Consider the following 19,174-nt stretch of genomic DNA (forward strand, 5'->3'; position numbering starts at 1 on the left):
GCATTATGTGGGCCGCCCCGATGATGCTGCGCCCCCTCACGCACGAATGCGGACAACAGGAGAATCGGCATGACTACTGGGACGACAGAGGCACGCGGGGACCACAGGACGACCGGAGCCCGGCAGCTCCGCGACCTCTTCGCCCGCCCCGGCACCGTACGCATCATCGGCGCGCACAACCCGCTCGGTGCGCGCCTCGCCGAGCGGGCCGGCTTCGACGGCGTCTGGTCCAGCGGCCTGGAGGTCTCCGCCTCCCAGGGCGTGCCCGACACCGACATCCTGACCATGAGCGAACTCCTCGCCACCGCGACCTCGTTGGCGGCCGCCGTCGACGTCCCCGTCGTCGCCGACTGCGACGCGGGCTACGGCAACGCCCACAACGTCATGAACATGATCCGCCGCTACGAGGCGGCCGGGATCGCCGGAGTGTCCATCGAGGACAAGCGCTTCCCGAAGGTCAACAGCTTCATCCCGGGCCGTCAGGAACTGGCCCCCATCGCCGAGTTCTGCGGCAAGCTGCGCGCCGCCAAGGCCGCCCAGACCACCCCGGACCTCATGGTCGTCGCCCGGATCGAGGCGCTCATCGCGGGCTGGGGCATGGACGAGGCACTGCGCCGCGGCGAGGCCTACGCGGCGGCCGGCGCGGACGCCGTACTGATCCACGCCAAGGGCAGCTCCCCGGAGCCGGTCCTGCGCTTCCTGGAGCGCTGGACCCTGCCCACCCCCGTGGTCGTCGTCCCCACCACCTACCACACCATCACCGCCACCGAACTGGCCGAAGCCGGCGCGAAGATGGTCATCTACGCCAACCACGGCCTGCGCGCGGGCATCGCCGCCGTCACCGAGACCTTCGCCTCGATCCTGCGCGACGACCGCACCACCGGCATCGAGGACCGGATCGCGCCCCTGGCCACCGTCTTCGACCTCCAGGGCATGCCGCTCCAGAAGCGCCACGAGGCCGAGTTCATCACCCCCTACGCCGGCCGCGCCCGGGCCGTCGTCGTCCCCGGCGCGCCGACCGCCCCCGCCGCCGGCCTGCTCGCCGAGCAGAGCGCCGCACTGCGCCGCGCGGACATCGAGTCGGTGTCCGCCACCGCCACCGCCGGGGACGACACCGCGGGGGTCCCGCAGGACGTCACGCTGCTGCCCGACGTGGCCGACGCCACCGGCGCCGTACTCGCCCTGGACGACGACGGCCTGAGCGGCACCGTGCTGGTCTCCGGAGACGTCTTCGTCGAGGGCGAGCCGCTGCGCCGCCTCGTCGCCGCGGGCGGCGACATCGCCGTCCTCGTCGACGTGTCCGGCGGACCCGGCGCCGCACGCCGCGCCGACGCGCTGCCCCTGACCCTGGACTCCGCGGCCCGCGACGGCCGACGGCTCGGCGGAGCCTCCGGCAGCGAGGTCCTCGCCGTCGCCGGCACCGGGGCGGACGCCGAGTTCGCCGGCGCCGCGGCCTTCTCCGCCCAGGGCTTCGCCGCACTGCGCCAGGTCGCCGAGAAGCGCCGCGCCGACGGCACCGACGGCACCCTGGCCGACCTGCTCACCGACCTGCTCGCCGCCGGGCACCGGGTCGGCGCGGTCGAGATCGCCTCCGGCTGGCTGGAACTGCGGACCGCACAGGACGTCGCCCGCGCCACCGGGCTGTTCGCCGCCCGGGAGAGCGGCCAGTGAGCGCCGCGGCCCTCCCGGCCCGCACCCTGGTCGACCTGCTCCGGGCACAGGGGCACGGCCCGTTCACCGGTGTGCCCTGCTCCTTCCTCGGCCCCGTCATCTCCTGCCTGGAAGCCGAACACCCGCAGGAGTACGTCATCGCCGCCAACGAGGGCGAGGCCGTGGCCCTGGCCGCCGGCGCCGTCCTCGCCGGACGCCGCCCGGTGGTCATCCTCCAGAACTCCGGCCTCGGCAACACCGTCAACCCGCTGACCTCCCTGTGCCACACCCTGCGCCTGCCGGTCCTGCTCCTCGTCACCTGGCGCGGCCGCCCCGGCCGGCCCGACGAGCCCCAGCACGAGCTGATGGGCCGGATCACCCAGGACATGCTGACGTCCATGGGCGTGCGCAACGAGGTGCTCCCCGACGACCCCGCGCTCCTCGCCCAACGCCTCGACGCGGCCGCCGAGCACATGGACAGCACCGGACTGCCCTTCGCGTTCATCGTGCCCAAGGGGGCCGTCGCCCCCTACGCGACGCCCGCCGCGGCCCCCGTACCCGCGGCCGGGCCGCCGCTGATGAAGCGGGCCGAGGCCATCGGCCACATCGTCTCCGCCATGGACCCCGAGACCCTGCTGGTCGCCACGACCGGCAAGACCGCCCGGGAACTGGAGCGGGACTGGGACCGCCCGCAGAACCTGTACGTCGTCGGTTCCATGGGCTGCGCCTCCAGCGTGGCCCTCGGCGTCGCCCTGCACGCCCCCGGCCGCCGCGTCGCCGTACTCGACGGCGACGGAGCCGCCCTGATGCGGCTGGAGGCCATGGCCACCATCGGCCGCCACGCCGGCACCGACCTGTGCCACCTCCTGCTGGACAACGAGTCCTACGAATCCACCGGCGGGCAGCCCACCGCCTCCGCCGGGGTGGACTTCGCGGGGATCGCCGCGGCCTGCGGCTACCGGGCCACCCACGACGTCCGCGACGCCGACGCCCTGCGCGCCGCCGTCCTGCGCGCCCAGCACGACGGGGGAGCCCACCTGGTCCGCGTCCGCATCGCCCCCGGCTCGGACCCGAACCTCGGCCGGCCGGCCCTCGCCCCGCCCGCCTCCGCCGCCCGATTCAAGGAAGCGATCGCCCGATGAACGACAGCACGCCGCCGCGCCCGCAGCGCCTCGTCCTGATGAACCCCGGCCCCGTCATCACCGACGACCGGGTGCGCACCGCGCTCGCCGGGCCCGACATGTGCCACCGCGAACCGGAGTTCTCCGAGCTCCTCACCCGCGTCCGGCACAAGACCACCCTCGCGGCGGGCGGCGACGACCGGCACACCTCCGTCGTCCTCACCGGATCGGGCACCGCCGCCGTCGAGGCCGCCGTCAGCTCGGCCGTGCCCCACGGCGGGGGACTGCTGGTCATCGACAACGGGCACTACGGCGAACGCTTCCGGCACATCGCGGACGCCCACGGCATCCGCGCCCACCGGCTCGAACTGGGCTGGGCCACACCCGTCGACCTCGCCGCCGTCGACCGGGCCCTGGCCGCCGACCCCGGCCTGACCCACGTCGGAGTGGTCCACCACGAGACCAGCAGCGGCATGCTCAACGACGTCGCCGCCGTGACCCGGATCGCCCACGCCCACGGCCGCGAGGTGGTCGTGGACGCCGTGAGCAGCATCGGCGCGGAACGCCTCTCCCTGGCCGCCGACGGCGTCGACTGGCTGGCGGGCTCCGCCAACAAGTGCCTCGAAGGCGCCCCCGGCCTCGGCTTCGTCAGCGCCGCCAGGGCCTCCTTCGAAGCCCTGGCCGGCCACCCCCGCCGCGGGTACTACCTCGACCTGCACCGGCACTACGCCGCCCAGGAGAAGGCGCAGGCCCCCGCGTTCACCCCGGCCGTCCCCGGCTTCTACGCCTTCGACGCCGCCCTCGACCTGGCCCTCGCCGAGGGCTGGGAGGCCCGCCACGCCCGCTACACCGCCCTCGCCAGGCGGCTGCGCGACGGCCTGGAGGCGCTCGGCCTGGAGATCCTGCTGCCGCCCGCCCAGCGGGCCGCCTCCCTCACCGCCGTCCGGCTCCCGGACGGCTGCGGCTACGCCGAACTGCACCGCGGCCTGCGCGCGGAGGGCTTCGTCATCTACAGCGCCCAGGAGCAGCTGGCGGCGGACTTCTTCCGGCTCTCCACGATGGGGCAGATGACGCGGCAGGACGTCGACCGCTTCCTCGCCGTGCTCGCCCGCGTCCTGCCGACCCGCGGCTGACGGCCGGCCCCGCGCCCCGGCAGATCTCCTCCGACCCCGAATGAGGTGCCCGTGACCACCCCCCGAGCTGACGCATCCGGCCGACCCGCGGCGACGCCCGAGCCCTACCGGCTCGCCGTGGTGGGGGGCGGGCCGCGGGCCACGTACGCCCTGGAGCGGCTGTCGGCGACGATCGACCGGCTCGGGGAGGGGCGCCGCCTGGAGGTCCATCTCTACGAACGCACCGGCGCGTTCGGCGCGGGCCGCGCGCACGCCCCCGACCAGGCCCGCACCAGCTACCTCAACCGCATCGCCGCCCAGGTGGGCTTCGCCGCCGACGAGACCGTTCCCGGCGCCGGACCGCTGCGCCCGCCCGCCGAGCGTCCCACCCTGCACGAGTGGTGCCGTCGCCGGTTCGAGGAGACCGGCGACCCGGACCTCGACCTCGGCCCCGAGGACTGGCCCAGGCGCTACGTCCACGGACTGGCCCTGCGCGACATGTTCGACGCCTTCGCGGCGGACCTGCGCCGCCACCCCGGCGCCGCACTCCACCTGCACCACGCCGAGGTCGTCGACATCGCCCCCACCGCCGACGACCGGCTGGAGGTCGTCACCGCCGACGGCGAGCGGCGCACCGCCGACGAGGTGCTCCTGCTGACCGGCCACTCCCACCACGACCCCGGCCGCTCCGCCGCGGACCGCCCGGCCACCGGCGGCGCCACCCGCCACGTACCGCACCCGTACCCGCTGGAGGAGCAGCTCGACGCCGCCGGCTGCGGACCGGACACGGTCGTCGGCTGCGAAGGCATGGGCCTCACCGCCATCGACACGATCCTGCACCTCACCGAAGGCCGCGGCGGCACCTTCCACCAGGACGGCCCCCGCCTGGTCTACCGGCCCTCCGGCCGGGAACCCGCGGCCATCGTGGCGTTCAGCGGCTCCGGCCTGTTCACCTTCGCCCGCCCCGACAACCACAAGCCCAGCGACGGCGGCGGCGACCACCCCGGCACCTTCCTGACCCGCGGGGCCGTCGACCAGCTGCGCGCCCACGTCGGCACGCCGCCGGGCGGCGACGGCACCGGCCTGCGGCAGCTGGACTTCGAACGCGACCTCCTGCCGCTCGTCGTGCTGGAGATGGCCCACCTGCACTACGTCACCCTCTTCGGCCCGGCCGCGGCGCTGCTGCTGACGCAGCGCGCCCTGCCCGGCTACCTGGCCTTCGTGACCGGCACGCCCGCCGACGGGCCCGCTGCCCTGACCGCCCCGCTGGAACGCGCCGTGGACGAGATCGCCGACGTCCTGGAGGGCGTTCTGCGCGGCAAGTGCGCGGTGTTCGGGGCCCAGGCCACCGTGTCCTGGCCGGTCCGGGACGTGCTGCTGCACTGGACGAGGACCGTCTACGGGCCTTCGGCCGAGGCCGGGGTCCGCCGGTGCGTCGACCGGTCCCTGCCGCCCGGCGCGGTCACCGACCCCCTCGACTCGGCGTCAGGCCTGGAGACCTACCTCCACGGCAACCGCTTCGACTGGCACCGCGCCGTCTCCCCGGTCCCACCCGCCGCCTCCCCCGAGGAGTTCCGCGCCTCGGTCGCCGCCTTCATGGCCCGCGACCTGTTGTGGGCGCGGCAGGGCAACCTGCGCAACCCCCACAAGGCCGCCGCCGACGGAGTCTGGCGCGACCTGCGCCAGGTCATCTCGTACGCCGTGGACCACGCGGGCCTGACCCCCTCCTCCCAGCGCCACTTCCTGGGGACCTACGTACGCCACCACAACCGGCTGGCCAACGGTGCCGCCGCCGGGATCATGGCGAAGATGGCCGCGCTCGTCGACTGCGGGCTGCTCGACGTCGGCGCCGGACCGGGAGCGCGCGCCCGCCTCGACGGCGCCACCGGGAAGACGGTGGTCGAGGGCCCGCACACGGGCCTGGCCCGGCCCGTCGACGTCCTGGTCGAGGCCCGCATGCACGCCTTCGACCCGCGGCTCGACGTCCTCCCGCTCTACCGCAACCTCCTCGACCGGGGCCTGGTGCGGCTGTGGCGCAACGAGTCGGCGGACGGCGAGGTCTTCCAGCCGGGCGGCCTCGATCTGAGTCCGGCGTTCCACCCCGTCACCCCCGACGGCACCCCGGACCGGCGGTTGACCGTCCTCGGAGTGCCCTCCGAGGGCGCCCGCTCCTTCCTGCTGTCCGCACTGCGCCCGAACGCCGACCACTACGTCATGCGGGACACCCTCGTCTGGCTGGACGCCTTCTGGCCCCGGGCCACCGCCCGCTGACCGGCCGGCGGGGGGCTCCGGAGGGAGCCGGGCCACGCGGGCGCGGTCCCGGCTCCGGAGTACGGTCCGTCTTCGCCCGGACGGGCGTCACGGGCGGGCGACGCGGATCTGGTAGCTGCCGTCGCGCAGTTCGCCCACCACCGAGATGCTGATGCCGGCCTTCTCGTCGGTGAAGGTCTCACCCGGCCGGAACGGCGCGTCCGACAGCTCGGCGTGCACGTTGGGCCGGCGCGTGCAGCCGCCACTCGCGTCCGAGCTGTCCGACACGGTCACCGGCCCGTGCCCGGTGTCCACCTCGGAGTCCACCTTGTAGATGAGCACGCCGGGCCTGCAGACCGCCTCGTCGTTGCCGGCCAGGGTGCGCACCTCCACGGCGTACCCGACGCTCTCCGACAGCGGTACGAAAGCCAGCTTCATGCCGCCCTCCACCGCCAGCGGCGTCAGGACGTGGTCGCTGGTGCCCGACTTCGAGGCGCAGGAGATCTGCGTGCTGTCCAGCCAGCCCAGCTTCCACTTGTGCCAGCCCATCAGGTCGTTGTTGGCACCCCAGTCCTCGCTCATGATGTCCCAGTGCCCGACGGTGTTCCCGCCGTCGGAGGTGTAGAGGTCGGGCAGTCCGAAGACGTGGCCGTTCTCGTGCGGGAGCACCCGGTAGCCGGTCTCCCGGTAGGTCCCGGAGCCGTCGTCCTGCCGGCTGTAGACGAAGGACGTGTTGGCCAGCGGGACCCCGTCGGCCATCGGCGCCTCGCCGTTGCCCGAGAAGGTCACCGACAGGACGGTGTCCAGGGCGGACGGCCCGGCGTTCGGCGTGACGAGGATGTTGATCAGGTCGTACCGGCTGAAGTCGACCTCGGAGTCGGCGGCCTTCGCGATGTGCTCGACGAGCTGGCGGTAGCCCGGTTCGTAGGAGGACCCGCGCTCGATCCCGTACGCCGCGAAGGGCATCGGCATCCGCAGCCAGGTCCGTATCGGGGCCTCGGCCCGGTAGGTCAGCCGCCCGTAGGAGCTGGTGCGGAACCAGTCGGAGGTCTGGGGGAAGAACTCCGCCAGCCGGTCCAGTGCCGTGCCCTCGCCCTTGGCGTCGGGGAAGTCGATCATCAGGTTCAGCGCCCGGACCTCACCCGTCGAGCGCGAGTACCCGGGCGGGGTCGGCATGCCCTCGGACATCTGCACGCCCATCGTCCCGGCGATCCGGCACGGCGCGAGCGCCGATTCCACGGTCGTGGCCACCGGACCGGCCGCGGACTGGCCCCGCCCGGATATCCCCGTGCTCGCCGTCGCGGTCACGCCGAGCGCCAGCGCGGTCAGGCCGATGTACGCACCGGTGAAGCGTGGTCTGCGTATCCGGTGGCGGGTCTGCGTCATGGAGATCGCCTTCGGGTCCGCGGCAGCCGGCCCTGTCCGGTCTGCGCCCTGTGGGCTCACCCTCCGCCGGGCGCGTCGCGCCCGCGCGTCGGGAGAGGCCAAACGGTGTCCGGCACCCCTCGGCAGCGTGACCCGGCTCACACGGGGGAGTGAAATAACCGGGGAGCGGTTCCCCGTTTGTACGTGAGTCCCGCCAAGCGGGGAGCGACTCCCCGTTTGGGGAGCCGGCCCGTACGTCCCGTCCGCCCGCCACCACCCGGAGAGGCTCCGCGATGAAGCGCCCCACCACGACCGCCGTGGCCGCCCCGCCCGTCCCGCAGTCGGCCGTGGACCCGGTGGACCCGGCGTCCGGCCGCTCCCGCGGCTGCCGCGGCTCCCGTGAGGGCGCCGTACCGCGGCCGCGGGCCGACGCCGTCCGCAATCGCGAGCGGATCCTGGCGGCGGCCCGCGAGGCCTTCGTCGCGCACGGTTCGGCGGCCCCCCTCGACGAGGTCGCCCGCCGGGCGGGCATCGGCAACGCCACCCTCTACCGGCACTTCCCCGACCGGGACGCCCTCGTCCACCACGTCGTGCTCTTCACCACGGAGCGGGTCACGGCCTCGGCCCGGGACTCCCTCGCCGAGGAGCCCGACGCCTTCGCCGCGCTGTGCCGGTTCACGCACACCGCCGCCGACGAGCGGATCGGCGCCCTGTGCCCGATGCTCGCCGACGGCTTCGACCGCGACCACCCCGAACTCCTCGCGGCGCGGACCGCCCTGGCCGCCGCCGTCGAGACCCTGCTGGCCGCCGGCCAGGAGGCCGGACTGGTCCGCGCGGACATCGGCGCCGGCGACCTGATGGTCGCCCTGTCCCAGCTCAGCCGTCCCCTCCCGGGCACCGCCTGCTTCGACACCGACACCTTCGCCCACCGCCATCTCCAGCTCTTCCTCGACGGGCTGCGGGCTCCGGCCCGCTCCGAACTGCCCGGCTCCTCGGCCACGTTGGAAGACCTGACGCTGAAAACCATGTGACACCACCAAAGCGTACGAATTAGCCTTTTTCAGTCATTCCGCACAGTGAAGTGGGTACCTCCATGCCGAAAACAGCCGCGACGTCCTTGCCGGCTGCCGACCCCAGCCGCTGGAAGGCACTCGTCTTCATAGCCCTGGCCCAGCTGATGGTCGTCCTCGACGCGACCATCGTGAACATCGCCCTCCCCTCCGCCCAGACCGACCTCGGCATCTCCGACGGCAACCGCCAGTGGGTCATCACCGCGTACGCGCTGGCCTTCGGCGGACTGCTCCTCTTCGGCGGCCGCATCGCCGACAAGTGGGGCCGCAAGAACGCCTTCGTCGTCGGTCTCGTCGGCTTCGCCCTGGCCTCCGCGCTGGGCGGCGCCGCGAACGGCGAGGCCATGATGCTCGGCGCCCGCGCCCTGCAGGGTGCCTTCGGCGCGCTCCTCGCACCGGCGGCCCTCTCCCTGCTCGCGGTGATGTTCACCGACGCCAAGGAGCGCGCCAAGGCCTTCGGCATCTACGGCGCGATCGCGGGCGGCGGCGGCGCCGTCGGCCTGATCCTCGGCGGCTTCCTCACCGAGTACCTCAACTGGCGCTGGACCTTCTTCGTCAACATCCCCTTCGCGATCGTCGCGGCCGTGGGCGCCTGGATGGTCATCCGCGAGCCCGCCGGCTCCCGCAACCGCGCCCCGCTGGACATCCCCGGCGTGGTCCTGTCCACCACCGGTCTCGTGGCCCTCGTGTACGGCTTCACCCGCGCCGAGTCCGCAGGCTGGTCGGACGCGGTCACCGTGGCCATGTTCGTCGCCTCGGCGGTGCTGCTGGCGGCGTTCGTCCTCGTCGAGTCCAAGGTGAAGTCCCCGCTGCTGCCGCTGCGCGTCCTGCTGGAGCGCAACCGCGGCGGTGTCTACCTCTCGCTCGGCCTGGCCGTCATCGCGATGTTCGGCCTGTTCCTCTTCCTCACCTACTACCTCCAGGTCGTGAAGGGCTTCTCGCCCGTCAAGACCGGCTTCGCCTTCCTGCCGATGATCGCGGGCATGATCGTGGGCTCGACCCAGATCGGCGCCCGCCTCATGACCCGCGTCGCACCGCGCCTGCTGATGGGCCCGGGCTTCCTGGTCGCCGCCGCCGGCATGCTGCTGCTGACCCAGCTGGAGGTCGGCTCCTCCTACCCGGCGCTGATCCTGCCGGCGCAGCTGCTGCTCGGCCTGGGCATGGGCACGGCCTTCATGCCGGCCATGTCCCTGGCCACGCACGGGGTGAACCCGGCCGACGCCGGTGTCGCGTCCGCCATGGTCAACACCTCGCAGCAGGTCGGCGGCGCCATCGGCACCGCGCTGCTGAACACCATCGCCGCCTCGGCCACCACGGCCTACCTGACCGACCACGCCGCCGAGGCCGCCGCCGGCGGCCCCGCGGCCCAGCTGGTGCAGGCGCAGGCCATGGTCGAGGGCTACGCCTCCGCCATCTGGTGGGCCGTGGGCATCCTGGCCGCCAGCGCGGCCATCGCCCTGGCGCTGATCAACACCGGTCGTCCGGGTACGGGCGACCCGGTGGCCTCCGGCTCCGGGGCGGGCTCCGCCGAGGACGCCGAGTTCAAGATCCCGGTGATCGCCCACTGATCCGGGCCGCAGGCCCGCGGGAATGACGGAACCCCCCGCTTGGTTCAAATTTGAACCAAGCGGGGTTAGTCTTTTCGAGGCAGCCCTGGACGACGACGGAGGAGCGCCCCATGATCCCGGCCCCCGCCCCCGCCCCCGATCCCGCACCCCGGCCCACCCCGGCCTCCGGAGGGACCCGCATGCCGGCGCTGTACCTCAGTCACGGGGCCCCGCCGCTCGCGGACGACCCGGTCTGGCCCGGCGAGCTGGCCGCCTGGTCGGCGGAGCTGCCGCGTCCCCGGGCGATCCTCATCGTGTCCGCCCACTGGGAGGAGGCGCCGCTGGCGCTCGGCGCCACCGCACCCGCCCCGCTCGTGTACGACTTCTGGGGCTTCCCCGAGCACTACTACCGGGTCCGCTACGACGCCCCGGGCGCCCCGGAGGCTCGCCGCCTCCGTGCGGGCGCTGCTGCGGGCCCCCGGCACGCCGGTGCAGGACATTCCGGACCGCGGCCTGGACCACGGTGCGTACGTCCCGCTCGTGGAGATGTTCCCGGAGGCCGACATACCGGTCCTCCAGATATCCCTGCCGACGCTGGACCCGCGCCGTCTGATGGACGTCGGCCGCAAGCTCGCCCCGCTGCGCGACGAGGGCGTCCTCATCGTCGGCAGCGGCTTCTTCACCCACAACCTGGCCGCCCTGCGCCACCCCGGCCCGGGTGTGCCGGCCTGGTCCGCGGAGTTCGACGCGTGGGGCCACGAGGCGCTGGCCGCCGGCGATCTGGACGCCCTGCTCGACTTCGAGGCCAAGTCCCCCTCCGGCCGCCTGGCCCACCCGCGCACGGAACACTTCGCCCCGCTCTTCGTCACCCTGGGCGCGGCCGAGGCCGCGGGCGACCTCGCGGCCCGCCGCGATCCGGTGGAGGGCTTCTGGATGGGCCTGTCGAAGCGCAGCCTCCAGTTCGGCTAGGGGGTGTCCGGGATCGAGACCTTGCGGCCGTCGATGACGTTCATGTCCTGCCGGGCGGCGTAGTCGCTTCCGGCCAGGAACAGCACGAGGCCGACACGCAGGTCGTTGGCCGTCCTGCCGTGTGAGCGGCGGCCGGGGGGCGACACTTCGATGGACCCCTCGATGATCTCGGCACGGAAGCCCTCGGGGAGTGTCTCGACTGCGGCCTGCCACGCCGGCCACAGGGCCTCGTCCAGGTCCGCATACGGACCGGTGGCCTCGGGGGCCGACTCATGGGCGAGTGCGGTCACGGGTGCAGCACCTCCTCCTCGAGTGTGGGCGTCGCCGACCCGGCGGCACAAGCGACGTTCCCGACGCTACGGAGGCCGCGTCCCGTGCCGCCGAAATATGCCCGGCCCTCACCCGAACGGGTGTCCAGGCAACCAGAAGCCGGTGGAGGCCGTCTTCAGGGACGGAGTGCAGCCGGGGGCGGCGCTGTTCCGGAGCGAACAGGGTCGGCCGAGCGTGACGGCCGTCTCACGGACCGGTGACCCCCACGGGTCCGTGGGCGAGGTCGGACCGGCCCCCGTTCCGGGTCTGACCTGCACCTCTTCGAGATTCCGCGGCATTCGGCCCCCGCTCGTGGCGGGGCAGGATACTGCAAGATCTCGAAGAAGAGGGACCAACGTGGGAATTCTGTCCCGTTTCCAGTCGTTGTTTCCTTCGAAAGCGGGCACTCGGGAGAGTGTCCGAGGGCGCACCACCGCACCGCCGGTGGCCGTCCGGCAGCCGCACCGCGACCGAACTCATCGCAAGGGAGCACGCATGGCAACCCGCGCCGTCGCCCGCCGTCAGTCCACGAGCAGCGCACGCGCTGTGGGCGGGGAGATCGCAGACCGCGACCTGGTCGGCATGTACCTGGACGAGATCGCGCGCACCCCGCTCCTCGACGCCGCCAGGGAAGTGGAGCTTCTCCCAGATCATCGAAGCCGGTGTCTACGCCCAGCAGATCCTCGAAGGCGCGACGGAGCGCGAGGGGGACGACCCCACCCGCGAGGAACTGCAGGCGCTGGCCGCCGAAGGGGAGCGGGCCAAGGAAGTCTTCATCCGCTCCAACCTCCGCCTCGTCGTCGCCGTCGCCCGGCGCTATCCGCGCAGCGGCCTGCCCCTCCTCGACCTGATCCAGGAGGGCAACGCCGGCCTGGTCCGCGCCGTGGAGAAGTTCGACTACACCAAGGGCTTCAAGTTCTCCACGTACGCCACGTGGTGGATCCGCCAGGCGATCACCCGTTCCATCGCCGACCAGTCCCGCACCATCCGCCTTCCCGTCCACCTGGTCGAGGAGCTCGGCCGGATCCGGCGCATCCAGCGCGAGTTCAACCGGGAGAACGGCCGTGACCCGGAGCACGCGGAGATCGCCGCCGAACTCGACTCCACGGAGAAGCGCGTAGGTGACGTCCTGGACTGGGCCCGCGACCCGGTCAGCCTGAACATGTCGGTGGACGACGAGGGCGACACGCAGTTCGGCGACCTCCTGGAGGACACCTCGGCGATCTCCCCGGAGCAGTCCGTGCTCTCGCTGCTGCGCAGCGAGGAGCTGGAGGACCTGCTCGGCAAGCTCGACCAGCGCACGGCGTCGATCATCAAGATGCGCTACGGGATCGACGACGGCCGGGAGCGGACCCTGACGGAGGTCGGCAAGCAGCACGGCCTGACCCGTGAGCGGATCCGCCAGATCGAGAAGCACGCCCTGCTGGAGCTGAAGCGGATGGCGCGCGACACCGGCTTCGACGCGGTCGCTTAGAGGCATCCCCGACACCGCCGTCGAGCCCCCCCCGTACGAGCCCCGGTGCCTATCCCCCCCAGGCGCCGGGGCTCCCCCCTGCCCCGGGCTCGCCCCTGCCCGGGGCCGGGCCCTCCGCCGACGCGGCGGCTACCCGTCGGCCGTCCGGGAGGAACCGGCGCCGCACAGCCGCGCCCCCAGCACCCGGGCGGCCTCCGCCAGAGAGCTCGGTTCCCGCACCGAGAAGGCCAGGCCCGTCAGGGCCAGCCGGGCCGCCAGCCACTCCGGCGCGTCCCGGCTGTCGAAACGGACCACGGTCGGGGTCGGGGTCCCTCCGGCCCCGCCCCCGGCCCCGCCCCCGGGCACGGCGGCGGCCCGCAGCCACTCCGGCAGCTCCGCCGCCCCCGCCTCGAAGGCGACCTCCACCGCGTACGCCTGCGCGCCGTGCGCCCCGAGCCCCCTGCGCACGAACTCCTGCGCGTCCATCGGCAGCTCGCGCGGCGCGAACCGGGCACCCGTGGCGAAGGCCTCGGCCACCCGGTCCACCCGGAAGGTCCGCCAGTCCTCCCGCTCCATGTCGTAGGCGACCAGGTACCACCGGCTGCCCGTGCTGACGAGCCGGTAGGGCTCCACCAGGCGCCGGGACTCCGCGCCGTCGCGCGCCCGGTAGGCGAACCGCAGCCGCTCCGGTCCCGCCACCGCCGCCGCCATCGTCGTCAGCGTCCGCGGGTCCACGCTCGCCCCGTCCCCCCGCGTCAGCGCGATCGTGGCGGACTGCAGCGCGCCCACCCGGTAGCGCAGCCGCGACGGAAGGACCTGCTCCAGCTTGGCCAGGGCCCGTACGGAGGCCTCCTCGACCCCCTCGATCGCGTGCCCGGCCCCGGCCCGCAGCCCCACCGCGATGGCGACGGCCTCCTCGTCGTCGAGGAGCAGCGGCGGCATCGCCGCCCCCGCCACCAGGCGGTAGCCGCCCTCGGCGCCGAGCGTCGCCTCGACCGGGTAGCCGAGCTCCCGCAGCCGCTCGATGTCGCGCCGGATGGTCCGCGAACTCACCCTCAGCCGCTCCGCCAGCTCGCTGCCGGGCCATTCGCGCGGGGTCTGCAGGAGGGACAGCAGGGACAGCAGCCGTGCCGGTGTGTCGGTCATGTGATCAGGTTGCCAGCGAAATAGGACACTCACTGACCTACATGCCGTCTAGGTTTCTCCTCATGACCACCGAGACGACCAGGACATCGCCCGAAAGAGAGAACGGGCCCGTACAAGAAGAGCGGAACGACGTAGCCCACGACGCACCCAGCTCGCCCCCCGACCGCCGCCGCTGGCTGGCGCTCGCCATCGTGATGACCGCGGCCTTCATGGACCTGGTCGACGTCACGATCGTCAACATCGCGATCCCGACCATGCGCCAGAACTTCGGCGCCTCCACCAGCGCGATCCAGTGGATCACCGCCGGCTACGCGCTCGCCTTCGCCGCGGGTCTCATCACCGGTGGCCGTCTCGGTGACATCTACGGCCGCAAGCGCCTCTTCCTCATCGGCATATCCGGCTTCACCGCCGCCTCGCTGCTCTGCGGCATCGCGGCCGACCCGGCCATGCTCGTCGCCTCCCGCATCCTGCAGGGCGGCATGGCCGCCATGATGGTGCCGCAGGTTCTGGCGATCATCCACGTCACCTTCCCGCCGCAGGAGCGCGGCAAGGTCTTCGGGATGTTCGGCGCGATCGTGGGCCTCGGTGCCGTCTCCGGCCCCATGCTCGGCGCGCTGCTCACCGAGTGGAACCTCTTCGGCCTCGAATGGCGCCCGATCTTCCTGATCAACCTGCCCGTCGGCATCGCCGGTGTGATCCTGGGCCGCAAGTTCATCAGCGAGTCCAAGGCCCCCCAGGCCCTGCGGCTGGACCTGGTCGGCGTCGTCCTCGCGACCCTCGCCCTGGTCATGCTGATCTTCCCGCTCACCCAGGGCCGCGAGAACGGCTGGCCGCTGTGGGGCTTCGTCTGCATGATCGCGTCGCCCTTCGTCTTCGCCGTGTTCATCGCCTATGAGAAGTACAAGATCAAGAAGGACGGTTCTCCGCTGGTCGAGCTGTCCCTCTTCAAGGTCAAGAGCTTCGCCGGCGGTATCGCGGTCCAGCTGACCTTCGGCATCGCGACCGGCATCTTCTTCCTGGTCTGGACGCTCTACATGCAGATGGGCCTCGGCTGGAGCGCGCTGCGCGCGGGCACCACCGGCATCCCGTTCTCCATCGCCGTCTCGGTGGCCGCCGGCCTCTCCGTCGAGAAGCTCGTGCCGCGCTTCGGCCGCAAGGTGCTCCAGGCGGGCGCCCTGGTCATGGCCGCGGGCCTGATCCTCTACATCTGGGAGTCCGAGCACTACGGCATGGAGATCGCGTCCTGGCAGATGGCCGCGCCGCTGGTCCTCATGGGCGTCGGCATGGGTCTGATCGTCGCCCCGCTCAACGACACGACGCTGTCCGAGGTGCCGCGCCGCGACGCGGGCTCGGCCTCCGGGCTGATCAACACCACCGGGCAGATGGGCAACGCCCTGGGCCTCGCCCTGACCTCCGTCGTCTTCTTCGGGCTGATCGATGACGACATGGTCTTCGGACCGCCCTACGTCGAGGCCTTCCGCGGCGCGCTCTGGTGGGTCGTGGGCGTGCTGGTCGTGATCTCCGTGGTCATGTTCATGCTGCCGCGCAAGGCGATCCCCATGGACCAGCGCGAGGGTGCGGCCGAGCACGCGGACGGCACCCCCGAGAAGGTGCCCGCCGGCTAGGTCCTGCCCCTGGCTCGCCTTCTCCTCCGGACATGTCCGCCCGTCGTGGGTGGGCATGTCCGTTTTTCTTTGTTTCTGTCCGTAAATATGCGTACGGTGGGGGTGAATCAACCGCCCGGGCATCGAACGGACGCAGAACCACATGTACGCACAGGAGCGCCGCCAGGAGATCCTCCGCCTGGCCCGCGAGGCCGGCAGCGTCGACGTGCTCTCCCTCGCCCACCGCTTCCAGGTCACCGCCGAGACCGTGCGCCGCGACCTCACCGCGCTGGACCGGGCCGGCCTGGTCCGCCGGGTGCACGGCGGGGGCATCCCCGTCGCCCGCCTCGACTTCGAGCCCGACCTCACCGAACGCGAGGCGACCGCCGCCGCGGAGAAGGACCGCATCGCCGCCGCCGCGCTCGCGCAGCTCCCCGACGGAGGCAGCATCGTCCTCGACGCCGGCAGCACGGTCTCCCGCCTGGCGGCCGTGATCCCCGTCGACCTCGCCCTCACCGTGGTCACCCACGCGCTGCCCGTCGCCGCCCGGCTGGCCGACCACACCGGCATCGACCTGCACATCGTCGGCGGCCGGGTCCGCCACCGCACCCGCGCCGCCGTCGACGCCTGGGCGCTGCGCGCGTACGCCGAGATCCGCGCCGACGTGCTCTTCCTCGCCACCAACGGCTTCTCCGCCGAAGGCGGCCTGACCACCCCCGACCTCGCCGAGGCCGCCGTCAAGCGCGCCGCGGTCGCCGCCGCGCGCCGCGTCGTCCTCCTCGCCGACTCCGCGAAGGCGGGCCAGGAGCACTTCGCGCGCTTCGGTTCCTTCGCCGACGTCGACCTCCTCCTCACGGACACGGGGCTCGACCCCGCCCACAGAGCGGCCATCGAGGCCGCCGGTACGGAAGTCGTGCTCGTATGATCCTCACCGTCACCCCCAACCCCTCCCTCGACCGGACCTACGAGGTGCCCTGGCTGGACCGCGGCCGGGTGCTGCGCGCCACCGGGGACCGGGTCGACCCCGGGGGCAAGGGCGTCCACGTCTCCCGCGCGGTGGCCGCCGCGGGTGTTCCCACGACCGCCGTCCTCCCGCTCGGCGGCGCCCCCGGCGTCCGCCTCGCCCACCTCCTCGGGGGCCAGGGCGTGGACGTCACGGCCGTCTCCATCGCCGGCCGGACCCGCTCGAACATCTCCCTCGCCGAACCGGACGGCACCCTCACGAAGATCGACGCGACCGGCCCGGAACTCTCGCTGCAGGAGTCCGCCCTCCTCCTGGACACCGTCCGCACCTCCCGCGCCGGCGCCTCCTGGATGGCCGGCTGCGGCAGCCTCCCCCGCGGTCTCGGACCCGGCTGGTACGCAGACCTGGTCGCCGCGGGCCGCACGGCGGGCGTCCGCGTCGCGCTGGACGCACCGGGGTCGGCCCTGCGCGCGGCCCTGCCCGCCCGTCCCGACGTGATCAAGCCGAACACGTCGCAGCTCTCGGCGGCCGTGGGCCGTCCGCTGTCCACCCTGGGCGACGCGGTCCGGGCCGCGCAGGAGTTGCGCGCCCGGGGCGCGGGAGCGGTACTGGCCTGCCTCGGCCGGGACGGCCTGCTCCTCGTCGGCGGGCAGGGCGCCTGCCACGGCACCGCGCAGACCGCGCAGTCCGCGCCGCCCGCTCCGGCCCGCCGCCGCACCGCGGGCGCCGCCGCCCTGGCCGGCTTCCTGATCGCCGGCGGCGACGGCCCCGGAGCGCTGCGCTCCGCCCTGGCCCACGGCGCGGCCGCGGACCGGCTGCCGGGACCGGCCATGCCGGCCCCCTCGGACCTGCGGCAGGCCGAGGTCCGCATCACCCGGGACCTGCCCCTGGACGCCCCCCTCGGCGAACCGGCGACGCCCTGACCCGCCGGACCCCCCAAGGGGTCTCGGCTCAGCCGACGCGGGCGCGCAGCTCCAGCGCCCCGCGGGCGGCGGCCTCGCTCTCGTACACCTCGCACATGTGCCGCCCGTCGGGCGTCGCCGTGTGCTCGACCTCCCACAGGCTCAGCTCGGTCCCGTCGAGCAGCACGAAGGCGTGCTCGTAGAGGTGGAAGCCCGCACCCCGCCCGTTCGGCAGGAACTGCCGCGTACCGAACGCCTGCGTGATGTGGTGCGCGTACGCCGCCCGCAGCCGCGCCGCCACCGCCTCGCCGGGCCGGTCCGGGTTCTCCGCGCGGCGCAGCACGCGCCGGGCGTGGTCGGCGGACTCCTCCACCACGTACTCCCGGTGCCGGGCGTGCGGCGCCCCGGCGGTGAACAGCGCGCCGAGGACCGCCGGGTCGTCGTCGTGCCCCTCCTCGCCCGGGAACGGCAGCGGATCGGACACCGCACCTGCGGCGGAGTCGCCGAACAGCCGGGCCACCGCCAGGCCGGCCTCCGCCCTGTCCGCGAAGACCTCGTGCCGCACGGCCCGGTCGCCCTCCAGCCGGTACGACAGCTCCCACAGCGCGACCGAGCCGCCGTCGGCCAGCAGGTAGGCGTGCCGGCGCGTCTCCCGCCAGACGCCCGCCGCCGGGTCGTGATGGGTGGTGCGGAGCGAAGAACTGTGGGCGAGCGCCGTACCGAGGCGCTCGACCAGCCGGTCGGGCAGGTCGAAGGAGTTGAGGGCGCGGCCGAGGAGTCGGTCGAGGTGCGCCTCGGTTGTCTCGTACGGATCGCTCAAGGGGGATCTCCAGGCCGTCGCAGCTTGTCACTTCGCGGACGCTCAACGTAACGCCTGGTTCTGACATCACGTCCGGGGTTCGGTAAAACGTCCGGGAAGCATCGGGGGTTCCCGCCACACCTTCAGGTCAACTTGCGTACGAATGGGCATGGTTGGACCCGGTCTGGGTGGAGGCGGGGGACTATGGGCCGCATGGCAACGAATACAGTGGGTGTCCCGCGCCAGCAGGGACGGCCCCGCAGTGCACGCGACGGAGAACGGGACGCCGCCCCGCGGGGCTTGGCGTGGCTGCTGGCCGTCACCGGCGCGGCCGGGGTGCTCGCCTCCTGGGTGATCACCCTCGACAAGTTCCTCCTGCTGGAGGACCCGGACTTCAAGCCCGCCTGCAGTCTGAACCCCGTGGTCTCCTGCGGCAGCGTGATGCAGAGCGAGCAGGCGCAGGCCTTCGGCTTCCCCAACCCCATGCTGGGGCTGGCCGCCTACGCCGTCGTCGTCTGCGTCGGCGCCGGACTGCTGGCGGGAGCCCGCTACCGCGGCTGGTTCTGGCTCGGACTGAACGCCGGCACGCTCTTCGGCACCGGCTTCTGCGGCTGGCTCATGGTCCAGTCGCTCTACGAGATCAACGCGCTGTGCCTGTGGTGCTGCCTGGCCTGGGTCGCGACCCTGCTGATGTTCTGGGCGGTCACCGCGCACAACGTCCGTACCCGGGTGCTGCCCGCCCCCGGCCCGCTGCGGGTCTTCTTCACCGACTTCGGCTGGGCCCCGCCCGCCCTGCACATCGGGGTGATCGGGATGCTGGTCCTCACCCGGTGGTGGGACTTCTGGACCGGCTGACCGCCGCGGGTGCGGCACGCGTGAGGGCCCCGGCAGCTGGACGCTGCCGGGGCCCTGT

14 protein-coding genes and 2 pseudogenes are annotated in these 19,174 nt (G+C 73.4%); 12 read left to right on the plus strand and 4 right to left on the minus strand.

Going from position 1 to position 19,174, the window contains the following annotated elements:
• The first annotated feature begins 69 nt into the window (after positions 1–69).
• From AC2RP6_RS23275 to AC2RP6_RS23290, 4 genes are read left to right on the plus strand one after another with little or no spacing between them, the layout of a single operon-like run.
• Positions 70–1,671: an isocitrate lyase/phosphoenolpyruvate mutase family protein gene (locus AC2RP6_RS23275; protein WP_486447947.1), complete on the plus strand. Its 1,602-nt coding sequence runs from the start codon at positions 70–72 to the stop codon at positions 1,669–1,671.
• Positions 1,668–2,792, plus strand: coding sequence for a phosphonopyruvate decarboxylase (aepY, locus tag AC2RP6_RS23280; protein WP_486447948.1), 1,125 nt, complete (start codon positions 1,668–1,670; stop codon positions 2,790–2,792). The genes AC2RP6_RS23275 and aepY overlap by 4 nt, the downstream gene beginning before the upstream one ends.
• Entirely contained in the window at positions 2,789–3,904 is a 1,116-nt protein-coding gene (locus AC2RP6_RS23285) for a 2-aminoethylphosphonate aminotransferase (RefSeq protein ID WP_486447949.1), read from the plus strand. Before aepY ends, AC2RP6_RS23285 begins: the two co-directional genes overlap by 4 nt.
• Before the next feature lie 51 nt (positions 3,905–3,955).
• Positions 3,956–6,154 (plus strand): FAD/NAD(P)-binding protein, encoded by a 2,199-nt coding sequence (locus AC2RP6_RS23290; RefSeq protein ID WP_486447950.1) that lies wholly within the window; start codon positions 3,956–3,958, stop codon positions 6,152–6,154.
• 87 nt (positions 6,155–6,241) lie between these two features.
• On the opposite strand, the gene AC2RP6_RS23295 is transcribed toward AC2RP6_RS23290, so the two are convergent.
• Positions 6,242–7,519 (minus strand): M6 family metalloprotease domain-containing protein, encoded by a 1,278-nt coding sequence (locus AC2RP6_RS23295; protein WP_486447951.1) that lies wholly within the window; start codon positions 7,517–7,519, stop codon positions 6,242–6,244.
• Positions 7,520–7,791: 272 nt separating this feature from the next.
• On the opposite strand from AC2RP6_RS23295, the gene AC2RP6_RS23300 reads away from it, so the two are divergent.
• The 3 genes and pseudogenes from AC2RP6_RS23300 to AC2RP6_RS23310 all read left to right on the plus strand — a co-directional run bounded on the left by AC2RP6_RS23300 (position 7,792) and on the right by AC2RP6_RS23310 (position 11,084).
• On the plus strand, positions 7,792–8,529 hold the full coding sequence (locus tag AC2RP6_RS23300) for a TetR/AcrR family transcriptional regulator (protein WP_486447952.1): 738 nt from the start codon (positions 7,792–7,794) through the stop codon (positions 8,527–8,529).
• Positions 8,530–8,591: 62 nt separating this feature from the next.
• The gene (locus tag AC2RP6_RS23305; RefSeq protein ID WP_486447953.1) at positions 8,592–10,136 is read left to right on the plus strand and encodes an MFS transporter; all 1,545 of its coding nucleotides are present in this window, start codon (positions 8,592–8,594) and stop codon (positions 10,134–10,136) included.
• A 179-nt stretch (positions 10,137–10,315) separates the two neighbouring features.
• Positions 10,316–11,084, plus strand: a pseudogene (locus AC2RP6_RS23310) (dioxygenase family protein).
• On the opposite strand, the gene AC2RP6_RS23315 reads toward AC2RP6_RS23310, so the two are convergent.
• Positions 11,081–11,374 carry a hypothetical protein gene (locus tag AC2RP6_RS23315; protein WP_486447954.1) on the minus strand — a complete coding sequence of 98 codons (294 nt, stop codon included), beginning with the start codon at positions 11,372–11,374 and terminating at the stop codon, positions 11,081–11,083. The pseudogene AC2RP6_RS23310 and the gene AC2RP6_RS23315 sit on opposite strands and share 4 nt — an antisense overlap.
• A 514-nt stretch (positions 11,375–11,888) precedes the next feature.
• Between AC2RP6_RS23315 and AC2RP6_RS23320 the strand changes: the two are divergent.
• Positions 11,889–12,867 (plus strand): annotated as a pseudogene (locus tag AC2RP6_RS23320) (sigma-70 family RNA polymerase sigma factor).
• Between the two features lie 129 nt (positions 12,868–12,996).
• On the opposite strand, the gene AC2RP6_RS23325 reads toward AC2RP6_RS23320, so the two are convergent.
• On the minus strand, positions 12,997–13,992 hold the full coding sequence (locus AC2RP6_RS23325) for a helix-turn-helix transcriptional regulator (RefSeq protein WP_486447955.1): 996 nt from the start codon (positions 13,990–13,992) through the stop codon (positions 12,997–12,999).
• 62 nt (positions 13,993–14,054) lie between these two features.
• Here AC2RP6_RS23325 and AC2RP6_RS23330 point away from each other — a divergent pair, with 62 nt between their 5' ends.
• The 3 genes from AC2RP6_RS23330 to AC2RP6_RS23340 all read left to right on the plus strand — a co-directional run bounded on the left by AC2RP6_RS23330 (position 14,055) and on the right by AC2RP6_RS23340 (position 17,483).
• Positions 14,055–15,617 (plus strand): MFS transporter, encoded by a 1,563-nt coding sequence (locus AC2RP6_RS23330; protein ID WP_486447956.1) that lies wholly within the window; start codon positions 14,055–14,057, stop codon positions 15,615–15,617.
• A 142-nt stretch (positions 15,618–15,759) separates the two neighbouring features.
• Positions 15,760–16,521 (plus strand): DeoR/GlpR family DNA-binding transcription regulator, encoded by a 762-nt coding sequence (locus tag AC2RP6_RS23335; RefSeq protein ID WP_486447957.1) that lies wholly within the window; start codon positions 15,760–15,762, stop codon positions 16,519–16,521.
• Positions 16,518–17,483, plus strand: a complete 966-nt coding sequence (locus AC2RP6_RS23340) for a 1-phosphofructokinase family hexose kinase (RefSeq protein WP_486447958.1) — start codon at positions 16,518–16,520, stop codon at positions 17,481–17,483. Before AC2RP6_RS23335 ends, AC2RP6_RS23340 begins: the two co-directional genes overlap by 4 nt.
• A 28-nt stretch (positions 17,484–17,511) precedes the next feature.
• On the opposite strand, the gene AC2RP6_RS23345 is transcribed toward AC2RP6_RS23340, so the two are convergent.
• Complete coding sequence (locus tag AC2RP6_RS23345; protein WP_486447959.1) at positions 17,512–18,282, minus strand: DUF6227 family protein; 771 nt, start codon at positions 18,280–18,282, stop codon at positions 17,512–17,514.
• A gap of 192 nt (positions 18,283–18,474) precedes the next feature.
• Here AC2RP6_RS23345 and AC2RP6_RS23350 point away from each other — a divergent pair, with 192 nt between their 5' ends.
• Entirely contained in the window at positions 18,475–19,116 is a 642-nt protein-coding gene (locus tag AC2RP6_RS23350; RefSeq protein WP_486447960.1) for a vitamin K epoxide reductase family protein, read from the plus strand.
• Positions 19,117–19,174 lie beyond the last annotated feature (58 nt).

The organism is Streptomyces sp. WAC03905, from assembly GCF_057371075.1.